We start from the raw sequence: 20,756 nt of genomic DNA on the forward strand, positions 1-20,756 counted from the left end.
CCCCGAATCAATCAATCTGATGCCGTGCAGGTTTGGTCTATCCAGTCGAGGAACTGCCCATGTCCACCGGCCAGCCCGTGAGGTGTGCCGTCAAGAGAAACAACAAACTTCCCACGGCGCACCTCTGGTGATGCCGTCAACTTGGCATCGACTTCGGGCAAAACCCCGAGACCTTCGTTCGCTATCCAGCGACATGGCAAAGCGTGAACAGCTTCTGCGAATTCATCTCTGGCAGTCGGGATCAGATAGTTGAGTACCGCACTGTGAAAGACCACGATCGTTGTTTCCCGTGGCGCACGTTCGACGAGATCGGCAACAGCCGACGTGAGATCTCCGCGAACCAGATGAGGCGGATCCACACGAGCGAGTGCCGCTGCGTCGCGCAATCGCCGCCGGCGATGGTCCTGTTCCGGCCACACAAGACTCTCCAACCATCTCATGTCGTCGGTGTCGCCTACATCGAGTGGGTTCAGGTCGATGCCCGCCCGGTACACCACGTCTGGGACTCTCTCCGGAATCGGCGGACTGCCAGTCGTCGCACACTCCAGCAGAACGGTGGACGGACCATCGACTGGATGCAGATACTTTGTGCCGTCGTAGAGAAAGCTGTAGCGGTCAGGGTAAAGGCACAGGCCCGCCGAAGCACCGACTTCGATGAGGGAGAGCGGGCCCTTCAACAACCCGAGGACGGGAAGCAACACGGCAGAGCGGCCAGCTTCATTCGTCTGTGTAGTCCTGGTCTGCGCGAGTTGTTCCACCTCGGACCAGTTGTCGCTCAGCCACCGGCGAAACAACGCATACGGCGCGACCGGGGCACCGAGGTGACGGCACGCCCCGAATATCAGGTTGGGTTGCCTGCGGGGTTCTGGAAGCCGATCTATCAGAGCGAGGACTGCTGGATCCTCCGATACGCCGGTGCCCCATTCCTCGTAGATCGCGGAGTTCCCTCGAGCCTCCACTTCCGCGAATGATCGGTACCAACGCGAAGTGTCCACCGTCGATGTTTACCGGATGGCGCGTGGTGCTGAAAGGTTTTCGATCAGGCCGTCGCGTAACTCGCAGACGTCCCCCACGTCAGGCGTACTCGCCTGAGAACCCTCCCCGAGGCCCACTAGGCCCGAGCCCCGCCGACTATCCTGTGGGGCATGACCGAGCCTGTAGCGACCGCTGACCTTGCCGACGAGATCGGACCCGACATCCGTAGCTGCGACACGCAGTTCACCCAATTCGGTGGACGTGAAGTCTTTGCCGGCCCCATCACCACCATCAAGTGCTTCCAGGACAACCTGCTCGTGAAGCAGACCCTCAGTGAACCGGGCAACGGCGGAGTCCTCGTCGTCGACGGTGACGCGAGCATCCACACCGCCCTGGTCGGCGACATCATTGCCGGCCGCGGCGTCGACAACGGCTGGGCCGGCGTCATCGTCAACGGAGCCGTCCGCGACTCCGCGATCCTGCGCACCCTCGACATCGGCGTCAAGGCTTTGGGCACCAACCCGCGCAAGAGCACGCAAACCGGTTCGGGCGAGAAGAACGTGCCGATCGAAATCGGCGGAGTCACCTTCAACCCCGGCGAGATCGTTTACAGCGACCAGGACGGCGTCGTCGTTCGCGAAAGCTAGTCAGAAGTCGCGGGATCAGGCGGGGGCTTCCACTTTGGCGGCCATCCCGCCGATCTCGACGACATCGCCGTCACGAAGCTGACGGCCCCGACGATCTTCGACCTCACCGTTGACCGAAACCATGCCGTCGGCGATCACTTCCTTCGCCTCCGCGCCCGATTCGATGAGGTTCGCGAGCTTGAGAAACTGACCGAGCCGAATCATTTCGTCGCGGATGGGTACTGCTGGAATGTTGTCGGTCATGTCAATCATCTTCCTCCTCCCACAAAACTGGACACGACAGACCACACTTAGCGTGAGGATCTGATCGACCGGTAGGAGAGGAAGCTCGATGGCACCATTGACCGAGGTATCGGACACCACTGCAGAGTTGGTGGAATCGCCACCCGAAAATCCGCGCCAGGCGCGTCGATTCCGCAAAGGGCGGTTCAGCCAGGTTCCCCATATCTCGGGACTGATCCTCGGAGTCTTCTCCGTACTGGTGTTCCTGTGGAGCATCTCGCCGGTACTGCGGCACATCCTCCGCGTCCCACGCGAATACATCGACAGCTACTACTTCGACGCACCGGATACGAGCCTGTCGTGGCGCGCTCGTCGTCGCCCTGCTCGCCGCCGCCCTCGCGAGCCGCAAGCGCATCGCCTGGTGGCTGTTGACGATCTACCTGTCACTGATCACCCTCACCAACATCGCCTCCGCGATCGTCGACAAGAACCCGAACAACGCCGTGGCGGTTGTCGTTCTGCTTGTCGTGATCGGAATCCTCATCGCGGCGAGGCCCGAGTTCTACACACGCGTACGGCGCGGCGCCGGCTGGAAAGCACTCGGCGTGCTGATCGGCGGCATGGCTGTAGCGACCGTGATCGGTTGGGGCCTTGTCGAACTCTTCCCAGGTGACCTACCGCAGAACCAGCGATTCCTCTGGGCCCTGAACCGCGTCACCGCTGCAGCTTCGGTCGACAACGAGGTGTTCGACGGCCACCCGCGTGTCTTCGTCAACACGGTCCTCGGTCTCCTCGGTGCCATCGCGCTCCTCGCCGCCGTCATGACGCTCTTCCGCGCGCAACGCTCCAACAACGCGCTCACCGGAAACGACGAGTCCGCGATCCGCGGGTTGATCCAGAACTTCGGTGCCGACGACTCTCTCGCTTACTTCGCCACCCGCCGCGACAAGGCGGTCATCTTCGCGCCGAGCGGCAAGGCCGCGATCACGTACCGCGTCGAGATCGGCGTCTGCCTCGCCAGTGGTGATCCCATCGGTGATCCCGAAGCCTGGCCGCACGCCATCGAAGCGTGGCAGGGGCTCGCATCGCAGTACGGCTGGGCGACGGCCGTCATGGGCGCCAGCGAAACCGGGGCGACGGCATACAAGAAGGCGGGCCTGAGCGTCCTGCAGCTCGGCGACGAAGCGATCCTGCGCACCCGCGAGTTCAATCTCAACGGACGCGACATGCGCCCGGTGCGCCAGGCGGTCACCCGCGTCAGGCGTCACGGCGTCACCGTGCGGATGCGACGCCATCGCGACGTCCCGCCGGAGGACATGGCGGCCGTCATCATCCGCGCCGACGACTGGCGCGACACCGACACCGAGCGCGGCTTCTCCATGGCGCTCGGCCGACTGGGCGATCACCTCGACGGCGACTGCCTCCTCGTCGAAGCCGTCATGGGTGAAGGCACCGAGGACGAAAGCGTCGTCGGCATGCTCTCGCTCGTGCCGTGGGGACCGAACGGTGTTTCGCTCGACCTGATGCGCCGTAAGCCGACGGCGCCCAACGGTGTCGTCGAATTGATGGTCTCGGAGTTGGCCACACGTTCGGACGAGATCGGCGTCGTGCGAGTCTCGCTCAACTTCGCCGTGTTCCGCTCGGTGTTCGAGGAAGGTTCGCGCATCGGTGCGGGCCCGATCCTCCGCATCTGGCGCTCGGTGCTCGTCTTCTTCTCCCGCTGGTGGCAGCTCGAAGCGCTGTACCGCTCGAACGTGAAATACCAGCCGGATTGGGCGCCGCGCTTCCTCTGCTTCGAGGACAACCGCGAACTGCCGCGCGTCGGATTCGCGTCGGCCATCGCCGAAGGCTTTGTGGTGCTGCCCAGTTTCGGGCGCAAGTCCAGCCAGGTCGTCAAGCACACCGGTACGCATGCGGCGGTGCCGGCAGCTCTGGTGACTTCCGAAGGACTGCATGCCGACGGCAGCCCGCCGGACTCGGCGCCGACGTTCACGACCAACGGTCCGCGTCGACCCGAGCAGGTCCGCGTGCGCATGAACAAGCTCGCGCAACTGGCCGACGAAGGGATCGCCGCCTACCCCGTCGCCTATCCACCGACGCACACGATCGCGGCCGCAGCGAAGTCACCGGAGGGCACCCGCGTGCGAATCGCGGGACGCCTGCTGAGGGTCCGCGACTACGGCGGAGTGGTGTTCACGGACGTGCGCGACTGGTCCGGCGACATCCAGGTTCTGGTCGACCAGGACAACGTCGGCCGCGAGAAGTTGGCGGAGTTCGCTGCCGAGTTCGATCTCGGTGACCTGATCGAAGTCAGCGGAACCATCGGGCGCAGCCGCAAGGGCGAGCTGTCGCTCATCGCCGTCGAGTGGCGCATGAACGGCAAGTGCCTGCACCCGCTGCCGGACAAGTGGAAGGGCCTCTCGGATCCCGAGACCCGCGTCCGCCAGCGGTACCTCGACATCGCCCTCAACCCGAAGGCCCGCGAACTGCTCGAGGCCCGAAGCGCCGTCGTGAAGTCGCTGCGCGATTCACTCGGTGGTCGCGGATACCTCGAAGTCGAGACCCCGATTCTGCAGCAGGTGCATGGCGGCGCGAATGCCGCTCCGTTCCTGACACACATCAACGCGTACAACCTCGACCTCTATCTCCGCATCGCACCCGAGCTGTACCTGAAGCGGTTGTGCGTCGCCGGTATGGAGAAGGTGTTCGAGATCGGCCGCGTGTTCCGCAACGAGGGCGTCGACTTCAAACACAATCCCGAGTTCACGATCCTCGAGGCATACGAAGCCCACAGCGACTACGAGGGCATGATGCGGATGTGCCGCGAGCTGATCCAGGCGGCGGCCGTCGCAGCATTCGGTCGCGAGATCATCATGCGTCCCGGCCCGGACGGCGAACTGGTCGAGGTCGACATCTCCGGTGAGTGGCCGGTGAAGACGATGCACGGCGCCGTCGCCGAAAAACTTGGTGTCGACGTCTCCCCCGAGACAAGTCTCGAAGACCTGCAGAAGTTGTGCGACGCCAACGAGATCCCGTACCAGTCCAGCTGGGATACCGGCGCCATCGCGCAGGAAATGTACGAGCACCTGGTCGAGGACTACACGGAGTTCCCGACGTTCTACACCAACTTCCCCACCTCGATGTCGCCGCTCACCCGGCCGCACCGCAGCATCCCCGGCGTCGCCGAGAAGTGGGACCTGGTGGCGTGGGGCGTCGAACTCGGAACCGCATACAGCGAGCTGACCGACCCTGTGGATCAGCGCAACCGGCTCACCGAGCAGTCGATGCTCGCGGCCGGCGGCGACCCGGAAGCGATGGAATTGGACGAAGACTTCCTCCAAGCCCTCGAACACGCGATGCCGCCGACGGGTGGTCTCGGGATGGGCGTCGACCGAATCGTCATGCTGATCACGGGTGGCAGCATCCGCGAGACGCTGGCCTTCCCCCTCGCGAAACCGCGTCAGTAGTCCGGATTCTCGCGTGCCGGAATTGTTCCACGTGAAACCACCGGGCGAGATATTGCAGGTCGGCGAGAGCCGACTGCATGTTCTTGCCGAGGGCGACGGCCCCGTCGTCGTCCTGTGCGGTGGGCTGGCGGGCAATTGGTTCGACTGGGATGACTGCGCGCGTCATCTTCAGTCGGACCACACCGTCGTCCGCTTCGATCGCCCGGGCTTCGGGCTCAGCGAGCCGTCTTCCGAAGTTCCGACCGTCCGCGGCGAAGCTGAGCGGATCCGCGACGTGCTCGACACTCTGGGACTGAGTGGTCCGGCCGTGGTGGTCGGCCACTCCATCGCCGGCTTCTACGTCGAAGGCTTCGCGCGCCTGTTCCCCGACCGGGCGGCGGGGATGCTCCTCCTCGATTCCAGTGCCGAGAAGGAGCCGAAACGTCTGTTCCCCCGCGACCTGCTGCTGATCGCCTCCCGAGCCGCCGCGGCTTCGTTCAGCACCACCGGGCTCCAACGACTCCTCGGTACGACGACGCGCAAGATCCTCAACCAGTCCGTGCCGCCGAGCGGGTCGTCCGAAGCCACTCTCGAATGGGTCCGGAAGATCTACCGCGAGCCTCATTATCTGGAAGCGGCGATGATCGAATACGTCGCGTACACCGATATGGCGCTGGAGCTCACCGCTTTACGACGCTCGAGCAAGCATCCACTGCCCGACATCGACCTCAGCGTCGTCGCTGCACACACTGGCCACACCACTCCCTGGTCCATCGCCTGGATGGCAAAGCAGCAGAAACTCGCCACCTACCTCGGCGGGAGTTTTCACGTCCTGCGCCCGGCGCATCACCACGCGATGATCGATCAGCCCGAGGAGTTGGCGAACTTGATTCGGCGCCTCACGCAGCCGAACCGTCGGGGATGACACTTAAAGTTACAACTCGGACAGTAGCCGGATCATTGCTAGTCTCGGACAGCTTCTGCTTTCTACGACAGGCTGACCATGGACCGTTCGACACGTCGGGTGCGCTCGTGCCTGATTTTCGTGGCGATCCTCGTTGTCGCCCTGGCGGGCATCGCCGCCCGTCCGCCCGGTTTTCTGTCGACCTTCTGGCCCGCCAACGCGATCCTTCTGGGCATTCTCCTCCGTAACCCGCGCTCGTTTGCGCCGATCGGACTCGCTGTCGGCGGCGCCGCGCTGCTGACGGCGGATCTTGCGACCGGAAGCCCCGTGCAGAGGGCCTTCGAACTGAATGCGATCAATCTGGTCGGCGTCACGACAGGATTGATCGCCGCGAACTTGCTCGGCTGCTTTCCACGGCGAATCTCCGAGACGAAGTACACGGCCAGAATCTTCCTCATCTCGGTTCTGGCGTCGTTCACGGCCGGGTCCGCCAGCGCACTACGTACTCAACTCCACGAAGGAAGCGGTGCGGCAACGGAATTGGTGGGGTGGTTCTTCGCCGATCTGTGTACGTATCTGATCGTGCTGCCGATCGTTCTGTCGGCACCGACGCTCGAACACATTCGAAGAACCTGCGGGCCGTCCGTGCGGCAGAGTCTGCGCTTGAGGCGGCTCGCACAGATCCTGGCACCTCTGGCCGCTCTCCTGGCCTGTCTGCCACTCGCCCTGGAGGTCCAGGGAGCCCTTGCGCTGCTGCTGCCGATGCCGGCGCTCCTGTGGTGCGCAATGCGTGTCTCACTGTTCAGCACCTCGCTCCTGGCAGCCGGATGGAGCGCGTGGGCACTGGTCATGGCGGGTAAGGGACGTCTGGCACTGGCAGATCCGGTGCACCTACTCAGTGAGGGGGTGACCACCCGGATCTCCGTCATCTTGATGGCACTCTCCCCCATCGCCGTAGCCGTCGCCACTGGCGCACAGCGGCGCGCTGAGCGAGAACTCCAACGCATCGCCGAATGCGACGCCCTCACCGGAACGCTGAGTCGCCACGCGTTCTGGACCCAATCGCAGGAACTCCTCGACGCCCAGCACGCGGCGCAACGACCAATCGCCGTCATGATGCTCGATCTCGACCACTTCAAATCGATCAACGACAACCTCGGCCACCTCACCGGCGATTCGGTCCTCGAACAGTTCGGAAACACCCTCCTCGCCGCTACCGAAGGGCTGGGACTCTCCGGCCGACTGGGTGGTGAAGAATTTGCCGTCGCCGCCGCCGACTGCACCTTCGAGGAAGCCATCCAGCTCGCGGAGCGCATCAGAGAGGCGCAAGAGGCCCACGCGCGATCCATTCGCGGTTTCGCGGGAACGGTCAGTATCGGCGTCGCCTGGGCCGATCGCGCGATGCCGGGCATGGAGACTCTGCTCGATATCGCCGACAACGCGATGTACCAGGCAAAACGCGACGGCCGAAACCTCGTGGTGGCGTTCGATCTGTACATGGCAAGGTGACGTAGGTGCAACTACTCCTGATCCGACACGCTCTCCCCGAACTGGCCGAGGTCACCGAAGGCCGCGCAGATCCCTCGCTGACCGACGAGGGTCGTGCCCAGGCACTACGGCTGCCCGCAGCACTGGCGCCGTACCGGATCACCGGACTCTTCAGCAGCCCGCAAAAGCGCGCACTCGAGACCGCAGCCCCGGTAGCGCAGATATTGGGCCTTCCGGTCACCCAGCGCGAGGGTCTGGCGGAATACGACTACGAGCAGCCGCACTACATCCCGATGCACGAGGTCCTGGAGCGGGCGCCGGAAACCTATGCGCGAATCAAAGCCGGCTGGCTCCCCGAGTCGGTGGACGGCGACGCCTTTCGTGCGCGAGTCCTCGGTGCGATCGACGAGATAGTCGCGGCAACGGACAACGACGCCACCGTGGCGATCTTCTGCCACGGCGGCGTCGTCAACATCGTTCTGCAGGAACTGCTCGGACTGGAGCGCCCGTTGACCTTCCCGATCGAGTACGTGTCCGTCACGCGCATTCTCGTGTCGCGAAACGGAAGCCGCAGGGTCGGGTCGATCAACGAAACCGGTCACGTACGCAACATGCTTCGCGTGTAGTCACACGTGATGGCACGCCACCTGATGGCCGCCCTCGACGAGACGCAGCTCGGGAACTTCCTCGGCGCAGAGATCAGTAGCCAGCGGGCACCGCGTGCGGAAGCGGCAGCCACTGGGCGGATTGAGCGGCGAGGGCAGTTCGATGACCTTCTGCTCGACGTTCTGCGCCGCGGTGACGGTGGCGTCGGGATCGGGAATCGACGCCAGCAGTAGCTGCGTGTACGGGTGCAGCGCGCGGTTCTGCATGTCTTCTGCGGGAACGATTTCGCAGACGCGGCCCAAGTACATGATCATCACGCGGTCACTGATGTTCTTCACGACGGCCATGTTGTGCGCAATGAACAGCAGCGACAGCCCGTGACGCTTCTTCGCGTCCTCGAGCAGGTTCAGAATCTGCGCCTGCACGGACACGTCGAGGCTCGAGACCGGCTCGTCACAGATCAGGACCTTGGGGTCGAGCATCAATGCGCGGGCGATGCACACGCGCTGGCACTGACCACCCGAGAGTTCGCGTGGGGTTCGATCCCACACCATGTCCGGGTCCAGCCCGACCTCGGCAAGAACCTCGCGCGCCCGAGCTTCGATGGCGGCCTTGTCTTTTCCGCCCCAGATCGACGGACCCTCGGTGATGAGAGCTTTGACCTTGCGTCGGGGGTTCAGGGAGGAGATGGGATCCTGAAAGATCATCTGCAACTGAGTGCGGCTGCGACGCAATTCTTCCGCGCCCAGTGCCGTCATTTCCGTCTCTCCGAGGCGGATCGAGCCCGACGTCGGTGAGGGCAACTGCATGATCGCCCGGCCCGCCGTGGACTTGCCACAGCCGGATTCACCGACCACGCCCAAGGTTTCGCCCGGCGCGACGGTGAAGCTGATTCCGGACACGGCGTGAACCGTCTGCCCCTTGCCGACGTTGAATTCGACGACCAAGTCCTCGACCGTCAGGGCCGCGTCCACCGTCTCAGGCTTTCTGGTATCCACCGATGCAGTCATCAGACCATCTCCTTCACCGCGAGCGTCAGGCCCGCTGCGGTAGTGCCGGCCTTCTCGTTGGCGACCAATGCCGTTGTGCCTTCGGGGGTGTCGACCGGGTAGTGGCACGCGAACGTGTGGCTTTCGGTTGTGTTGTCCCCCGGTCCGCCGGGAGCCAGGGCCGGGTCGCCGGTCAGGCAGTCGTCCTGGGCGTAACGGCAGCGGGCGGCGAAGCGGCAGCCGGTGATCGGCTTCGTCATGTCCGGGAGACCGCCCGGAATTGTCTGCAGCACTGTGTGCGTCGGTGACTCGAGTCGCGGAATCGCGGCCATCAGCGCTTCGGTGTACGGGTGGCGAGGACGAGTGAACAACTCTTCGGTCGCCGACGTTTCCACGACGGAACCGGCGTACATGACCGCAACACGGTCCGATCGACCCGAGACCACACCGAGGTCGTGGCTGATCAGAATGACGGCCATGTTGAGCTTGTCGTTGAGTGAGGCGAGCAGATCGAGAATCTGCTTCTGCACCGTCACGTCGAGAGCGGTGGTCGGCTCGTCCGCGATCAGCAGTTTCGGCTCGCAGGCCAGGGCCATCGCGATGACCACGCGCTGTCGCATACCGCCCGAAAGTTCATGGGGATACTGGTCGAGCCGACGCTTGGGCTCGGGGATACCCACCATCGACAGGAGTTCCGCTGCGCGATCGCGGGCCGCGTCCTTCTTCAGACCCAGGTGGAACTTCAAGGATTCGGTGATGTGGGTACCGATGCGCTTGAACGGATTGAGCGAGGTCATCGGATCCTGGAAGACCATGGCGATCTCGGGTCCCCAGAAGTGCTTCATCTCCGACTTCTTCATCGTCGACATGTCGCGTCCGGCAAACGTCACCGTCCCGCTGATGTCGAGAGCCGGACCCTTCTGGAGCAGTCCCATGATGGTGCGCCCGAGAACCGACTTGCCGGAACCGGATTCACCCACGATGCCGAGAGTTTCGCCGGCGGAGACGTGGATCGAGACACCGTCGACTGCTCGCAACTGGCCACGGGGAGTGGCGAATACGGTTCTGATGTTGTCCGCCTGCAGCAGCGGAACGCCGTGCTGAGCTGAAGTGGTCACAGCTTACTCCGATACTTCTCGCCGATGAGGTTGAAGGAGAACACCGTCAGGAAGAGGAAGACGCCTGGTACCAGGACGATGAACGGATGCTTCTCCACGATCCCGCCCTGACCTTCCGCAATCATGTTGCCCCAGGTCGGATCAGGTTGTGCGATACCGAGTCCGAGGAAGCTCAGTGATGCTTCCGCGACGATCAGGCCGGAGACGGCCACCAGGCCGAGCGCGGCGACGGGAACGAGGACGTTGGGAACCAGCTCGCGCCAGATGACGCGCCATTTGGTGGCGCCCATGGCTCTCGCGGCAAGCACGAACTCCCGTTGGGCGACGACGATGGTGTTTGCCCTGGCGATTCGAACCATGCTGGGAATGCAGAGAATCGACAGTGCGAGGGTGATGTTGCGCAGGTTCGACGTGAGCACCGCGGCCAGTGCGATGAGCAGCACCAGAGAAGGAATGGCCAGCAGCGAGTTGGTCAGGATTCCGACCACGGCGTCGACCTTGCCACGGAAATAGCCGGCCATGACGCCGATGGTGCCACCGATGATCATGCCGATCAGCACGGCGCAGATGGCCACGGTCAATGAAGCGCGAGCACCGAACAGGGCGCGGGCAAGCAGGTCGAGACCGAAGTTGTTGGTACCCAACGGATGATCGGAGAGCAGGCTCGGCGATGCGAAGCCCGGCTCGGCCAAGGTCTTGACCGTGTCCTTGTACTCACCGAGTGGCAGCAGCGGCGCGAAGATCGCGGCCAGGATCAGCGCGACCAGCCAGATGCACGCCAACCAGTACGAGAGATCGAACTGACTGCCCCACTTGGACGTACCGAGTTTGCCGAGACCCTTGAAGAGGAAAACCAGGGCAACGAGCGCGAGCACGATGCGGACGGTCATCATGATCGCTGAACCGAAGAGTGCGGTGCCGAGCAGCGCAACGCCGACCACTGTGAGAATCGATCCGATCAGGACCAGATTCTTGGGCTGTTCCAGCGTCTCGACGGGACCGGGAGCCAGCAGGACTGTCTGCTGCCGGTATGTCATCACCTCGGACGGGGCCGGCGACGGGGCCGCTCCGTCTGGCGTCACTTCAGACATGGACACGACGACTCCTCGGGTCAAGATAGGTGTACAGAACATCGATCGCACTGTTGACGAGGACGTAGATGACCGCGATCACGACCACCGCGCCCAGCAGCATCGGCGAATCACCCTGCTGCGCTGCGCGGACGATGAGCGTGCCCATTCCGGGCAGTGAGAACAGCGTCTCGACGATCACGGTGCTGCCGATCATGCCGCCGAGAGCCAGACCCATCATCGTGATGAGCGAGAACGACGACGGGCGGAGCGCGTCGCTGAAAAGCACTCGCAGCGTGGGCATTCCCTTGGCCTTCGACGCGAGGATGTAATCCTCACGGAGCGTCGTCACCAGGTCGGATCGGAGAACGCGAGTGAACATCGCCATCTCGAGGAGGCTGATGGTGATCGCGGGAAGTATTGCGTGTGAGAGGTTTCCGGAGAGGCTGTCGCCGATGCGCACCCACTGTGATCGCGGGAACCAGCCGAGCCAGTTGACGGTGACCATGATCAGCAACAGACCGGCGAGGAAGCTCGGGACGGAAAGAACACCGAACGTCGCGGCGCTGATGACGCGGTCGATGACGCCGCCTTCGTGGTGCGCCGACCAGAGTGCGAGCGGAACTGCGACGACGAGTGCGATGACCAGACCCATCACTGCCAACTGAACGCTGACGGGGAGAGCGGAACTGATCGCGGTGAGGACGTCCTGCTGCGGGGGAACGAGCGAGTTGCCGAGGTCGCCCTGGAGAGCGCTGGTCAGCCAGTCCCAATAGCGAACCAGGAGTGGATCGTTGAGTCCGAGCTGCTGCCGAACTTCCTCGTACTCGGCAGGCGTTCGGCCTTCACCGAGAACGGAGACAGCGGGATCGCCGGGGATCAGTGATGCCAGCACGAAGGTTCCGAAGCTGACGATCAGGATCACAATGACGAGCTGGCCCAATTTCTTACCTATTGCGCCGATGTTCATCGATTTCGTCTCCTTCGGACAGCGAGCTCGCAATACACAGCAGTTCCTCTGATTTCATTTCTTCGTTCGCAGCCGGCCCCGATCCGCTGCAATACGGGCGCGGGGCCGGCTGTGAACTTCAGGCTCTCTAGGACTTCCAAGCTCCGTCGAAGAGCACGATTCCGTCGAGGCTCTGCTCGAGTCCGTGAACGTTCTGGTTCCACACGTCGAGTGCGGCGACGTTGCCCCACACCTGCCACGGGACGGTCTCGTTGGCGCGTTCCTGGATCTGGGCCAGGACTGCCTTCTTGTCCTCGTCGGTGGTTGCGACGCCCAACTTGTCCAGGAGAGCATCCATTTCGGCGTCGGAGTAGCCGGTCGCGTTGTTACGGCCACCGGACTTGATGCCCGTGTACAGACGCTCGTAGGGATCGGCCTCGGCGAGGCTCAGTGCTGCGGTGCTCATGTCGTAGTCGTGATCGGCGTACATCCGCTTGACCAGATCACCTGCACCGGTGACGTATTCGATCTGAGCGTCGAAGCCGACTGCGTTGAGCATCGCCTGGATGGCCAGAGCCGTCGCCTGTGCGGACGGTTCCTGGATGGAGAGGAAGGTGATCTTTCCGTCGTAGCCGTCGGCCTTGGCCTGATCGAGCAGTTCCTTCGCCTTGGCGGGATCGACGCCGATCGGTGCGACGTCGTTGTGCCAGCGCGAGGTGTCCTGGAAGATCTCCTGGCCGGGCAGTCCCTTGCCGTTGTTGACGCGGGTGTTGAGCGTCTCCGGATCGACGGCCAGCGCCATCGCCTGGCGGACACGGACATCCGAGCCCGGGCGGCCCGGGGCCATGTTCACGTTGGCGATGTAACCGAGCGACGGGATGTCGACGAAGCCGGGGTAACCCGACTCGATCAGATCCAGGATCGGGGTGAGCGTACGCATGTACGCGGCGTCGATGCCGCCCGTCTTGAGTGCTTCGGCGGTGGGCTGAGCGCCGACGATGCTGATCAGCTTGAGCTTGTCGATGTTCGGTGCGCCGTCGTAGTAGTCGGGGCGAGCAGCCAACAGCAGTTCCTCGTTGGGAGCGAACTTCTCGAGGGTGAAGGCGCCGGCGCCGATCGGGGTGAACTGGTCACCCTGCTGGGCGCTCGGGGCGACGATCATGCCGGGTCCGGTGGCGAGCATCGACTGGATGCCTGTCCACGGATCAACGAGGTTGAAGACTACGGTCGTCGCGTCGGGGGTGTCGATCGAGGCAACCTTGGAAGCCCACAGGCTCGACTGAGGTCCCTTGTTGGTGACGTAGCGGTTGATGCTGTCGGCGACGGCCTTCGAGTCGAGAGCTGTGCCATCGCTGAACTTCACACCGTCGCGGAGCTTCAGCGTCCAGGTCTTGCTGTCCGAACTCGCTTCGAGCGACTGAGCGAGCTTGGGCTCGAACTTCTGCCCGATCGGGTCGTAACGCATGAGCACGTCGTAGATGGCGCTGAGCTCGCTGCCACCGGTGGCGCCGGCAACCTGAGCCTTCGCGGGATCGAGAGTCGTGACCGCCGAGTAACCGCTGAACGTCAGCGTGCCGCCCTTGGTGGGAGTGCCGGGATCGGCCTGCTCGTTGACCATGCCGATCTTCAGCGAGGAACCGGAATCAGCGGATTCGCCGCCGCCATTGCTCGAGCCGTTGTCGGCGCACGACGCCAGGAACATACTTGCGGTGATCGCCAGCGCAGCCGCAGCCAATCTGCGACTTCCGCGGCGGGAACTACGACTCATTCGAATGCCTCCAAGGCGGGGTAAGACCGTGACGTGATGTTGAACACGAAACAGTCTGTGATGGGAGGCACAGAAAATTGGATCGAGTCTCGCTCAGTGGAATCGGTTAAGTTGCAGGCCTCAACAGTCAGGTAAACCGACCCTGGCCAGCGGTTACCTTCGTGGACAGCAGACCAGCCGGTCTAGTCCCGGTCGAGCGTCGCTTCCTCGAGATCGAGCTCGCGAAGTACCTTCCGGAGGACCTCGTCGTCGATCCGGCCGGCATCGCGTTCGGCGATGAAGACGCCTCGCTCGGCATCGATCATCTCGAGGCGCAGCGAGCGGAAGGCGTTCGACGGGCTCTCCCCCAGATCCTCGTCGCTGCGTCCCAGTCGCTCCCACGCCGAGTTCGCGCGGTGGGTGTTCCAGCTTCGCAAGATGTCCGCGGCACGATTGCGGACCTGAGGGACGTCGTCGGCGTCGGCTCCGACCAATTCGTCCAGCCGCGCCGCAGCGGCCCGTGCAGCCTTGTCCTGGGCTGCCGCCTCGGCGCGGGCGTCGGACTGCTCTTCGTCCCCCTGCACGCCGAGGACACGGATCACCCACGGCAACGTCAGGCCGTGCAGCAACAGCGTGCCGACCACGACGACAAACGTCAGGAAGAGGATCAGCGACCGCCCCGGGAAGTCCTCCCCACTGTTGACCGTCAGCGGAATGGCGAAGGCAGCTGCCAGCGACACGACCCCTCGCATACCGGCCCACGACACGACGAACACCGCCCGCGCCGAAATCTCCGGCTCCCTCGCTCGAATACGCGGCGACAGCCAGCGCGGTACGTACGTGAACGGGAACACCCAGGCGATCCGCACCACCACGACGGTCACGAGAACCGCAACCGACGCCCAGACGACGATCGAAGTGCTGTACCCCTGCAATCCGTTGACGACACTGGGCAATTGGAGACCGATCAACAGGAAGACGAACGACTCCAGGATCAGGTCGACGGCCCTCCACACTGCCGTGTCCTGCAAACGCGTCGCATAACTCGCGCGGGTGGAGCGCTGGCCGAGGAACAATCCGGCTACGACGACCGCGATGACGCCCGACGCGTGGACCTCTTCCGCAGCGAGGTAGGTGAAGAACGGCACCACCAATCCGATTCCGCTCTCCATCACCGGATCCTGGAGCTTGCCGCGAACCTTCGAGATGACGAACCCCACCGCGAGGCCGATCACCGTTCCACCGACCGCCGCGACGAGGAAAGTCTCGAAGCCGCCGATCAGCGTCGCACCCGTACCGACGGCAGCCGCGAGAGCGACCTTGTACGCCGTCAGAGCGGTGGCGTCGTTGAGCAGGCTCTCCCCGCCCAGCAGGGTCATGATTCGGCGCGGCAGGCCGAGCTTGCGTCCGATTGCGCTCGCGGACACCGCGTCCGGCGGCGCCACGATGGCGCCGAGAACCAGAGCAGCCGCTATCGAGAACTCCGGCACGATCAGGTAGGCGACAAAGCCCACCGCAGCCGTCGTCGCCAGGGGAAGCCCCACCGCGAGAAATCCGATCGGACGCAGATTCGAGCGCAAAGCCAGGTATGAACTGTCCAGTGCTGCCGAGTACAGAAGTGGAGGCAACACGACGAACAGGACGAGGTCTGGATCGAGTTCCAATTCCGGAACACCCGGTATCTGACAGGCGATCAAACCGACCAGGACGAGGATCAGCGGCGAAGACAGCCCGAACCTTCGCGCGACCGCCGCCACCAGCAACGCCGCTACTACAACCCCCAGTAATATGCCGTTCACCCTGGCAGCATGCAGTATGGAAGGCGATGAAGAAAATCCTGAAGCGAGCAGCAGCTCGCACACAGCAGCCCGCACCCGCTCCCACCGGTTGCGAGGAACTAACCAATGCGCCCGAAACAGACCCGGCGGCGCTGACGCCCGGCGTCTGCCAGGAGTGCGCCGAGTTGGGTGAGGATAACTGGTCTCACCTGCGCATGTGCCTGTCCTGCGGCCACGTCGGATGCTGCGATTCCAGCCCTCATCAGCACGCCACCAACCACTACCGCGAAACCGGGCACCCGGTCATGCGCTCACACGAGCCCGGCGAATCCTGGCGCTGGTGCTACGTCCACGACCTGATGGACTGACCGCGCGCGACTGGCGGTGCACTGCGCATAGTGCCCACCTGTCACGGCGCACAGCCCTCGGTGTTGCGCACATTGCTCAATCCACCGGGTAGCTATTGCCCAATCTGTATGCCGATGATGGACTTTGACGCAGAATCTGCACAACAGATCGACAGGTGCGGCTGGACTTTGCCGCACCGAACGGTTCGGCCTCAGGAAGTCCTGCCAAACATCACAACCACATCGTCGGCCCCACGATCTGGGGTACAGGCGGTGCGGTGATCGATGTCCACTACTGAAGGCAGGACCGGCCGTGAACAGCCCCAACATCGACCAGAACGCTCCCGAGTCACTGGCGGAGATCGAGAAGCGCGTTCTGTGGTTGTCGACCGCGATGATCCATCACGCCAACCGTGTCCGTCCGAATCCCAGCGGGCTCAAGGTCGGCGGCCATCAGGCCTCGTGCGCGTCGATGGTCTCGATCATGACGTCGCTGTGGTTCGGCCAACTTCGTTCCGGCGACCGGGTTTCCGTCAAGCCGCATGCGGCGCCGGTGCTCCACGGCATCAATTATCTGCTCGGTGAACTCGACGAGTCCTACCTGACGACTCTGCGCGAATTCGGGGGCCTGCAGAGCTACCCGAGTCGATCGAAAGATCCTGATCCGGTGGATTATTCGACCGGTTCGGTGGGCATCGGCGCGACGGCTCCCATCTGGGGCGCCATCGCTCGCCGATACGTCGACGCCTCCCTCGGCGGCGCCGGAACCGGGCGTCAGTACTCCCTGGTCGGTGACGCCGAACTCGACGAGGGCGCTGTGTGGGAAGCAGTTCTCGATCATTCGGTTGCCGAACTGGGTGAGATCGTGTGGATAGTCGACCTCAACCGCCAATCACTCGACCGGGTGGTGCCGAACATCGCGGCAACCCGCCTGGAGCGCATGTTCTCGGGTGCCGGTTGGCAGGTCATCACCGTGAAGTTCGGTGCGCTGCTGGAATCACTGTTCACCCGGCCGGGCGGCACCGCGTTGCGCGAACGAATCCTGGACATGCCGAATCCGGAGTATCAGCGTCTGCTGCGATGCACGGCCGACGAGGTACGTCTGAGACTGCCCGGCGACGCGGCGGACGCCGACGCGATCACGGCGCTGATCGACGACCTCGACGACGCCACGGTGCTCGAGGCCATCCGCAATCTCGGTGGCCACGACCTCGACGCTCTGCGAGAGGCGTACGCACAGATCGACGACACCCGTCCCACCGTGATCATCGCGTACACGATCAAGGGTCGGGGCCTGCCGACGCAGGGTCATCCGCAGAACCACTCGTCGCTGCTCACCACCGAGCAGTTCGAGCACCTGGCGTCGGAACTCGGCATGGATCCGTCGAAGCCCTGGGAACGGTTCGAGACCGACAGCCCGTCCGGCCGCATCTGCGCCGAAACCGCTGGGCGCCTGACTCGCCCGAAGGTGGAGCATCTGGTGCCCCCGGCAGTTCCGAAAGACATCGGCCGTACGCCCTCCGGCACGTCCACCACTCAGGCAGCTCTGGGCCGGGTACTACTCGACCTGAGCCGCGAAGCGCCGGACGCCGCGAAACGTGTTGTCACACTGAGCCCGGACGTCAGTTCCACCACCAACCTCGCAGGCTGGCTGAACAAGGTCGGCGTGTGGTCCCCCGACGAGCGGCACAACTGGTTTGCCGACGACGCCGAAACGATCATGCACTGGCGTGAGAAGCCCACCGGTCAGCACATGGAACTCGGCATCGCCGAGACCAACCTGGTCGGACTGATGGGCGAACTCGGTGCAACCTGGAGTCGTTGGGGCCAGCCACTCTTCCCCATCGGGGTGATGTACGACCCCTTCATCGAGCGGGCTCTCGAACCGTGGTCGTACGGCATCTACGCCGGAGGGCAGTCGATCATGGTCGGCACTCCGTCGGGCGTCACCATGGCCGCCGAAGGTGGTGCGCACCAGTCGATCAAGACCCCGTCCATCGGACTGGAACAGCCGGGTTGCACCAGTTTCGAACCGGCATTCGCCGTCGACGTGGAGTGGACGCTCCTCGACAGCATCGGACGCCTCGGTCGCCCGGACGGCAGCTCGTCGTATCTGCGCCTGTCGACCCGTCCGGTCGATCAGGCCCTGGCCGCGGTACCGACCGATCCGGCTGCGCGAGAACGCCGTCGACGTCAGGTGGTGGCCGGGGCATACACACTGCGGCACAACCCTGATCCGGCCGTCACCCTGGTCGGCATGGGTGCCACCGTCACCGAAACACTGGTCGCAGCCGAAAGACTGGGCGAGCAAGGTATTTCCGCCGACGTCGTGTGCGTGACCAGCCCCGGCTTGCTCTTCGAAGCGCTCCAATCGCGGCGCGGTCTCGCGGACGGTCCGTCGTGGATCCTGGATCAGGTCTTTCCGAGCAGCCGGTCCGCGCCGATGGTCACCGTTCTCGACGGGCACCCGCACACCCTCGCGTTCCTGACGGGAATCAACAACGTTCCGGGTGCTGCGCTCGGAGTGAGCCGGTTCGGTCAGGTCGGTTCGCTCGAGGACGTCTACCGGTACCACGGCCTCGACTCCGACAGCATCGTCCGCGCCGCCCTCGATCTCACTTCTTGATCGATCACACTCTCTGATGCCGAGAAGCGTCCCCGCAGGGACGCTTCTCGGGTCCAGTCAGTTCTTAAGTTCTTCAGTTCTTCAGAAGCCTTCAGTTCTTCCAGGCCTTGTCGAAGAACATGATTCCGTCCAGGCTCTGCTGAATGCCGTGGACGTTCTGTCCCCACACACCGAGCCACGGGGTGTTGCCGTAAACCTGCCACGGCACAACCTCGTTGGCGCGCTCCTGGATCTTGGCGAGCACCTCGATCTTCGAGTCGGTCGACGTCGCGACACCCAATTGATCGAGCAGCGTATCCATCTCGGGGTCGGAGAAGCTCGTGGCGTTGTTCCGTCCACCCGACTTGAGATTGGAGTACAGACGCTCGAAAGGATCGGCTTCCGCGAGGCTGGCGGAACCTGTTGCCATGTCGAAGTCGCGGTCGGCGTACAAACGCTTGACGACGTCGGCAACCGAGTTGACGTACTCGATCTGGAAATCGAATCCGACGGCGTTGGCCATCGACTGCAGTGCGAGAGCCATCGCCTGCGCCGAATTCTCCTGCAGCGTCAGGTATGTGATCTTGCCGTCGTAACCGTCAGCCTTGGCCTCGTCGAGAAGCTGCTTCGCCTTTGCGGTGTCGACGCCGATCGGAGCGACGTCGTTGTGCCAGCGAGAGGTGTCCTGGAAGATGACCTGCCCGGGCAGACCCTTGCCCTCGTTGAGTCGGTTGTCGAGTGCGACGGGATCGGTTGCGAGCGCCAATGCCTGACGGATGCGCACGTCGGCACCGGGACGACCGGGTGCCGTGTTCACCAGCGACAGGTACGACAGCGACGGAATGTCGACGAAGCCCGGGTAGCCGGAGTCGATCAGATCCAGCACGTTCGGTAGCGACCGCATGTACGCGACGTCCGTGCCGCCGCTCTTGAGCGATTCGGTGGTGGACTGCGAACCGACGATGCTGATCAACCGCAGCTTGTCCACGTTCGGGGCACCGTCGAAGTAGTCCTCCCGAGCGTCGAGGATCAATTCCTCGTTGGGAGCGAACTTCTCGAGGGTGAAGGCACCCGCGCCGATCGGGGTGAACTGATCACCTTGCTGGGCGCTCGGCGCGACGATCATGCCGGGGCCCGTCGAGAGCAGTGACTCGATACCGGTCCACGGGTCGACGAGATTGAAGACGACCGTCGACGGATCCGGAGTGTCTACCGACGCGACCTTCGACGCGTACAGACTCGACTGCGGTCCCTTGTTGGTGACGTAGCGATTGAGGCTCGCCGAGACGGCCGCCGAATCCACCGGCGTCCCGTCGCTGAACTTCACACCGTCACGCAGTTCGAGGGTCCACGTCTTGAAGTCGGAACTCGGCTCCATCAACTCTGCGAGCTTCGGAACGAATTCCTTGGACGCCGGGTCGTACCGCAGGAGCGTGTCGTAGATCGCGCCCAACTCCGAACCGGCGACCGAACCGGCGATCTGAGTCTTCGCCGGATCGAGATTGGTGACGGCGGAGTACCCGCTGAACGTGAGGGTGCCGCCCTTGACCGGATCGCCCTCGCCGGACTGCTCGTTGACCGGGCCGATGGACAATCCCGAACCGGAGTCCGGTGCGTCGCCGCTCCCACCCCCGTTCCCGCTGTCAGCGCACGACGAGACGAACAGGCCGGCGGAGACTGCCAGCGCGACGGCGGCAACCTTGCGGTGACCGCGCCGAGAACTGCGACTCATTCAAAACCTCCAGGTCAGAAACTGTGATGTGAAGCATTGTCGAGACAGTTTGTGACTTAAGGCACAGGTATTAGTCGCAGGTCCCGCTCAGTGGAATGGAGCGCGACGATTGGTCAGTTTTCGAGCGACATTC

15 protein-coding genes and 1 pseudogene are annotated in these 20,756 nt (G+C 63.8%); 7 read left to right on the plus strand and 9 right to left on the minus strand.

Annotated elements, in window-relative coordinates; translation table 11 throughout:
• Positions 1-11: 11 nt before the first annotated feature.
• On the minus strand, positions 12-995 hold the full coding sequence (locus tag ABIE52_RS21580; RefSeq protein WP_007735820.1) for a DUF2332 domain-containing protein: 984 nt from the start codon (positions 993-995) through the stop codon (positions 12-14).
• A 150-nt stretch (positions 996-1,145) separates the two neighbouring features.
• Here ABIE52_RS21580 and rraA point away from each other — a divergent pair, with 150 nt between their 5' ends.
• Positions 1,146-1,622, plus strand: coding sequence for a ribonuclease E activity regulator RraA (gene rraA, locus ABIE52_RS21585; RefSeq protein ID WP_003943552.1), 477 nt, complete (start codon positions 1,146-1,148; stop codon positions 1,620-1,622).
• Positions 1,623-1,637: 15 nt separating this feature from the next.
• On the opposite strand, the gene ABIE52_RS21590 is transcribed toward rraA, so the two are convergent.
• A complete protein-coding gene (locus tag ABIE52_RS21590; RefSeq protein ID WP_003943569.1) occupies positions 1,638-1,865 on the minus strand; it encodes an RNA-binding S4 domain-containing protein in 228 nt (75 codons plus the stop codon).
• Positions 1,866-1,953: 88 nt separating this feature from the next.
• On the opposite strand from ABIE52_RS21590, the pseudogene lysX reads away from it, so the two are divergent.
• From lysX to ABIE52_RS21610, 4 genes and pseudogenes are all read left to right on the plus strand, one after another.
• Positions 1,954-5,311 (plus strand): annotated as a pseudogene (lysX, locus tag ABIE52_RS21595) (bifunctional lysylphosphatidylglycerol synthetase/lysine--tRNA ligase LysX).
• Between the two features lie 13 nt (positions 5,312-5,324).
• On the plus strand, positions 5,325-6,215 hold the full coding sequence (locus tag ABIE52_RS21600; protein ID WP_082239123.1) for an alpha/beta fold hydrolase: 891 nt from the start codon (positions 5,325-5,327) through the stop codon (positions 6,213-6,215).
• A 78-nt stretch (positions 6,216-6,293) separates the two neighbouring features.
• Positions 6,294-7,703, plus strand: a complete 1,410-nt coding sequence (locus ABIE52_RS21605; protein ID WP_003943555.1) for a GGDEF domain-containing protein — start codon at positions 6,294-6,296, stop codon at positions 7,701-7,703.
• 5 nt (positions 7,704-7,708) lie between these two features.
• Positions 7,709-8,308, plus strand: coding sequence for a histidine phosphatase family protein (locus tag ABIE52_RS21610; RefSeq protein ID WP_003943544.1), 600 nt, complete (start codon positions 7,709-7,711; stop codon positions 8,306-8,308).
• On the opposite strand, the gene ABIE52_RS21615 is transcribed toward ABIE52_RS21610, so the two are convergent.
• The 6 genes from ABIE52_RS21615 to ABIE52_RS21640 form a co-directional block, all read right to left on the minus strand.
• Entirely contained in the window at positions 8,309-9,298 is a 990-nt protein-coding gene (locus ABIE52_RS21615) for an ABC transporter ATP-binding protein (RefSeq protein WP_007735815.1), read from the minus strand.
• The gene (locus ABIE52_RS21620) at positions 9,298-10,395 is read right to left on the minus strand and encodes an ABC transporter ATP-binding protein (RefSeq protein WP_021342346.1); all 1,098 of its coding nucleotides are present in this window, start codon (positions 10,393-10,395) and stop codon (positions 9,298-9,300) included. Before ABIE52_RS21620 ends, ABIE52_RS21615 begins: the two co-directional genes overlap by 1 nt.
• Positions 10,392-11,486: an ABC transporter permease gene (locus tag ABIE52_RS21625; protein ID WP_007735813.1), complete on the minus strand. Its 1,095-nt coding sequence runs from the start codon at positions 11,484-11,486 to the stop codon at positions 10,392-10,394. The genes ABIE52_RS21620 and ABIE52_RS21625 overlap by 4 nt, the downstream gene beginning before the upstream one ends.
• The gene (locus tag ABIE52_RS21630; protein WP_003943571.1) at positions 11,479-12,435 is read right to left on the minus strand and encodes an ABC transporter permease; all 957 of its coding nucleotides are present in this window, start codon (positions 12,433-12,435) and stop codon (positions 11,479-11,481) included. The genes ABIE52_RS21625 and ABIE52_RS21630 overlap by 8 nt, the downstream gene beginning before the upstream one ends.
• Before the next feature lie 127 nt (positions 12,436-12,562).
• On the minus strand, positions 12,563-14,182 hold the full coding sequence (locus ABIE52_RS21635; RefSeq protein WP_003943605.1) for an ABC transporter substrate-binding protein: 1,620 nt from the start codon (positions 14,180-14,182) through the stop codon (positions 12,563-12,565).
• 182 nt (positions 14,183-14,364) lie between these two features.
• A complete protein-coding gene (locus tag ABIE52_RS21640) occupies positions 14,365-15,960 on the minus strand; it encodes a Na+/H+ antiporter (RefSeq protein WP_030536674.1) in 1,596 nt (531 codons plus the stop codon).
• A 26-nt stretch (positions 15,961-15,986) separates the two neighbouring features.
• Between ABIE52_RS21640 and ABIE52_RS21645 the strand changes: the two genes are divergently transcribed.
• The gene (locus ABIE52_RS21645; protein ID WP_003943615.1) at positions 15,987-16,307 is read left to right on the plus strand and encodes a UBP-type zinc finger domain-containing protein; all 321 of its coding nucleotides are present in this window, start codon (positions 15,987-15,989) and stop codon (positions 16,305-16,307) included.
• A gap of 292 nt (positions 16,308-16,599) precedes the next feature.
• Positions 16,600-18,912, plus strand: a complete 2,313-nt coding sequence (locus tag ABIE52_RS21650) for a thiamine pyrophosphate-binding protein (protein ID WP_192712816.1) — start codon at positions 16,600-16,602, stop codon at positions 18,910-18,912.
• A gap of 91 nt (positions 18,913-19,003) precedes the next feature.
• On the opposite strand, the gene ABIE52_RS21655 is transcribed toward ABIE52_RS21650, so the two are convergent.
• A complete protein-coding gene (locus ABIE52_RS21655) occupies positions 19,004-20,623 on the minus strand; it encodes an ABC transporter substrate-binding protein (protein WP_192712815.1) in 1,620 nt (539 codons plus the stop codon).
• Positions 20,624-20,756: the final 133 nt, after the last annotated feature.

Origin of the sequence: Rhodococcus sp. OAS809, assembly GCF_040546695.1 — a bacterium.
In the GTDB taxonomy this organism is placed as follows: domain Bacteria; phylum Actinomycetota; class Actinomycetes; order Mycobacteriales; family Mycobacteriaceae; genus Rhodococcus_F; species Rhodococcus_F qingshengii.

What these genes read in the sequence shown, in the direction of transcription:
- rraA (WP_003943552.1), top strand. Translation starts at nt 1,146, where the DNA reads ATGACCGAGCCTGTAGCGACCGCTGACCTTGCCGACGAGATCGGACCC.
- ABIE52_RS21590 (WP_003943569.1), bottom strand. Translation starts at nt 1,865, where the DNA reads ATGACCGACAACATTCCAGCAGTACCCATCCGCGACGAAATGATTCGG.
- ABIE52_RS21605 (WP_003943555.1), top strand. Translation starts at nt 6,294, where the DNA reads ATGGACCGTTCGACACGTCGGGTGCGCTCGTGCCTGATTTTCGTGGCG.
- ABIE52_RS21615 (WP_007735815.1), bottom strand. Translation starts at nt 9,298, where the DNA reads ATGACTGCATCGGTGGATACCAGAAAGCCTGAGACGGTGGACGCGGCC.
- ABIE52_RS21625 (WP_007735813.1), bottom strand. Translation starts at nt 11,486, where the DNA reads ATGTCTGAAGTGACGCCAGACGGAGCGGCCCCGTCGCCGGCCCCGTCC.
- ABIE52_RS21630 (WP_003943571.1), bottom strand. Translation starts at nt 12,435, where the DNA reads ATGAACATCGGCGCAATAGGTAAGAAATTGGGCCAGCTCGTCATTGTG.
- ABIE52_RS21635 (WP_003943605.1), bottom strand. Translation starts at nt 14,182, where the DNA reads ATGAGTCGTAGTTCCCGCCGCGGAAGTCGCAGATTGGCTGCGGCTGCG.
- ABIE52_RS21645 (WP_003943615.1), top strand. Translation starts at nt 15,987, where the DNA reads ATGAAGAAAATCCTGAAGCGAGCAGCAGCTCGCACACAGCAGCCCGCA.
- ABIE52_RS21655 (WP_192712815.1), bottom strand. Translation starts at nt 20,623, where the DNA reads ATGAGTCGCAGTTCTCGGCGCGGTCACCGCAAGGTTGCCGCCGTCGCG.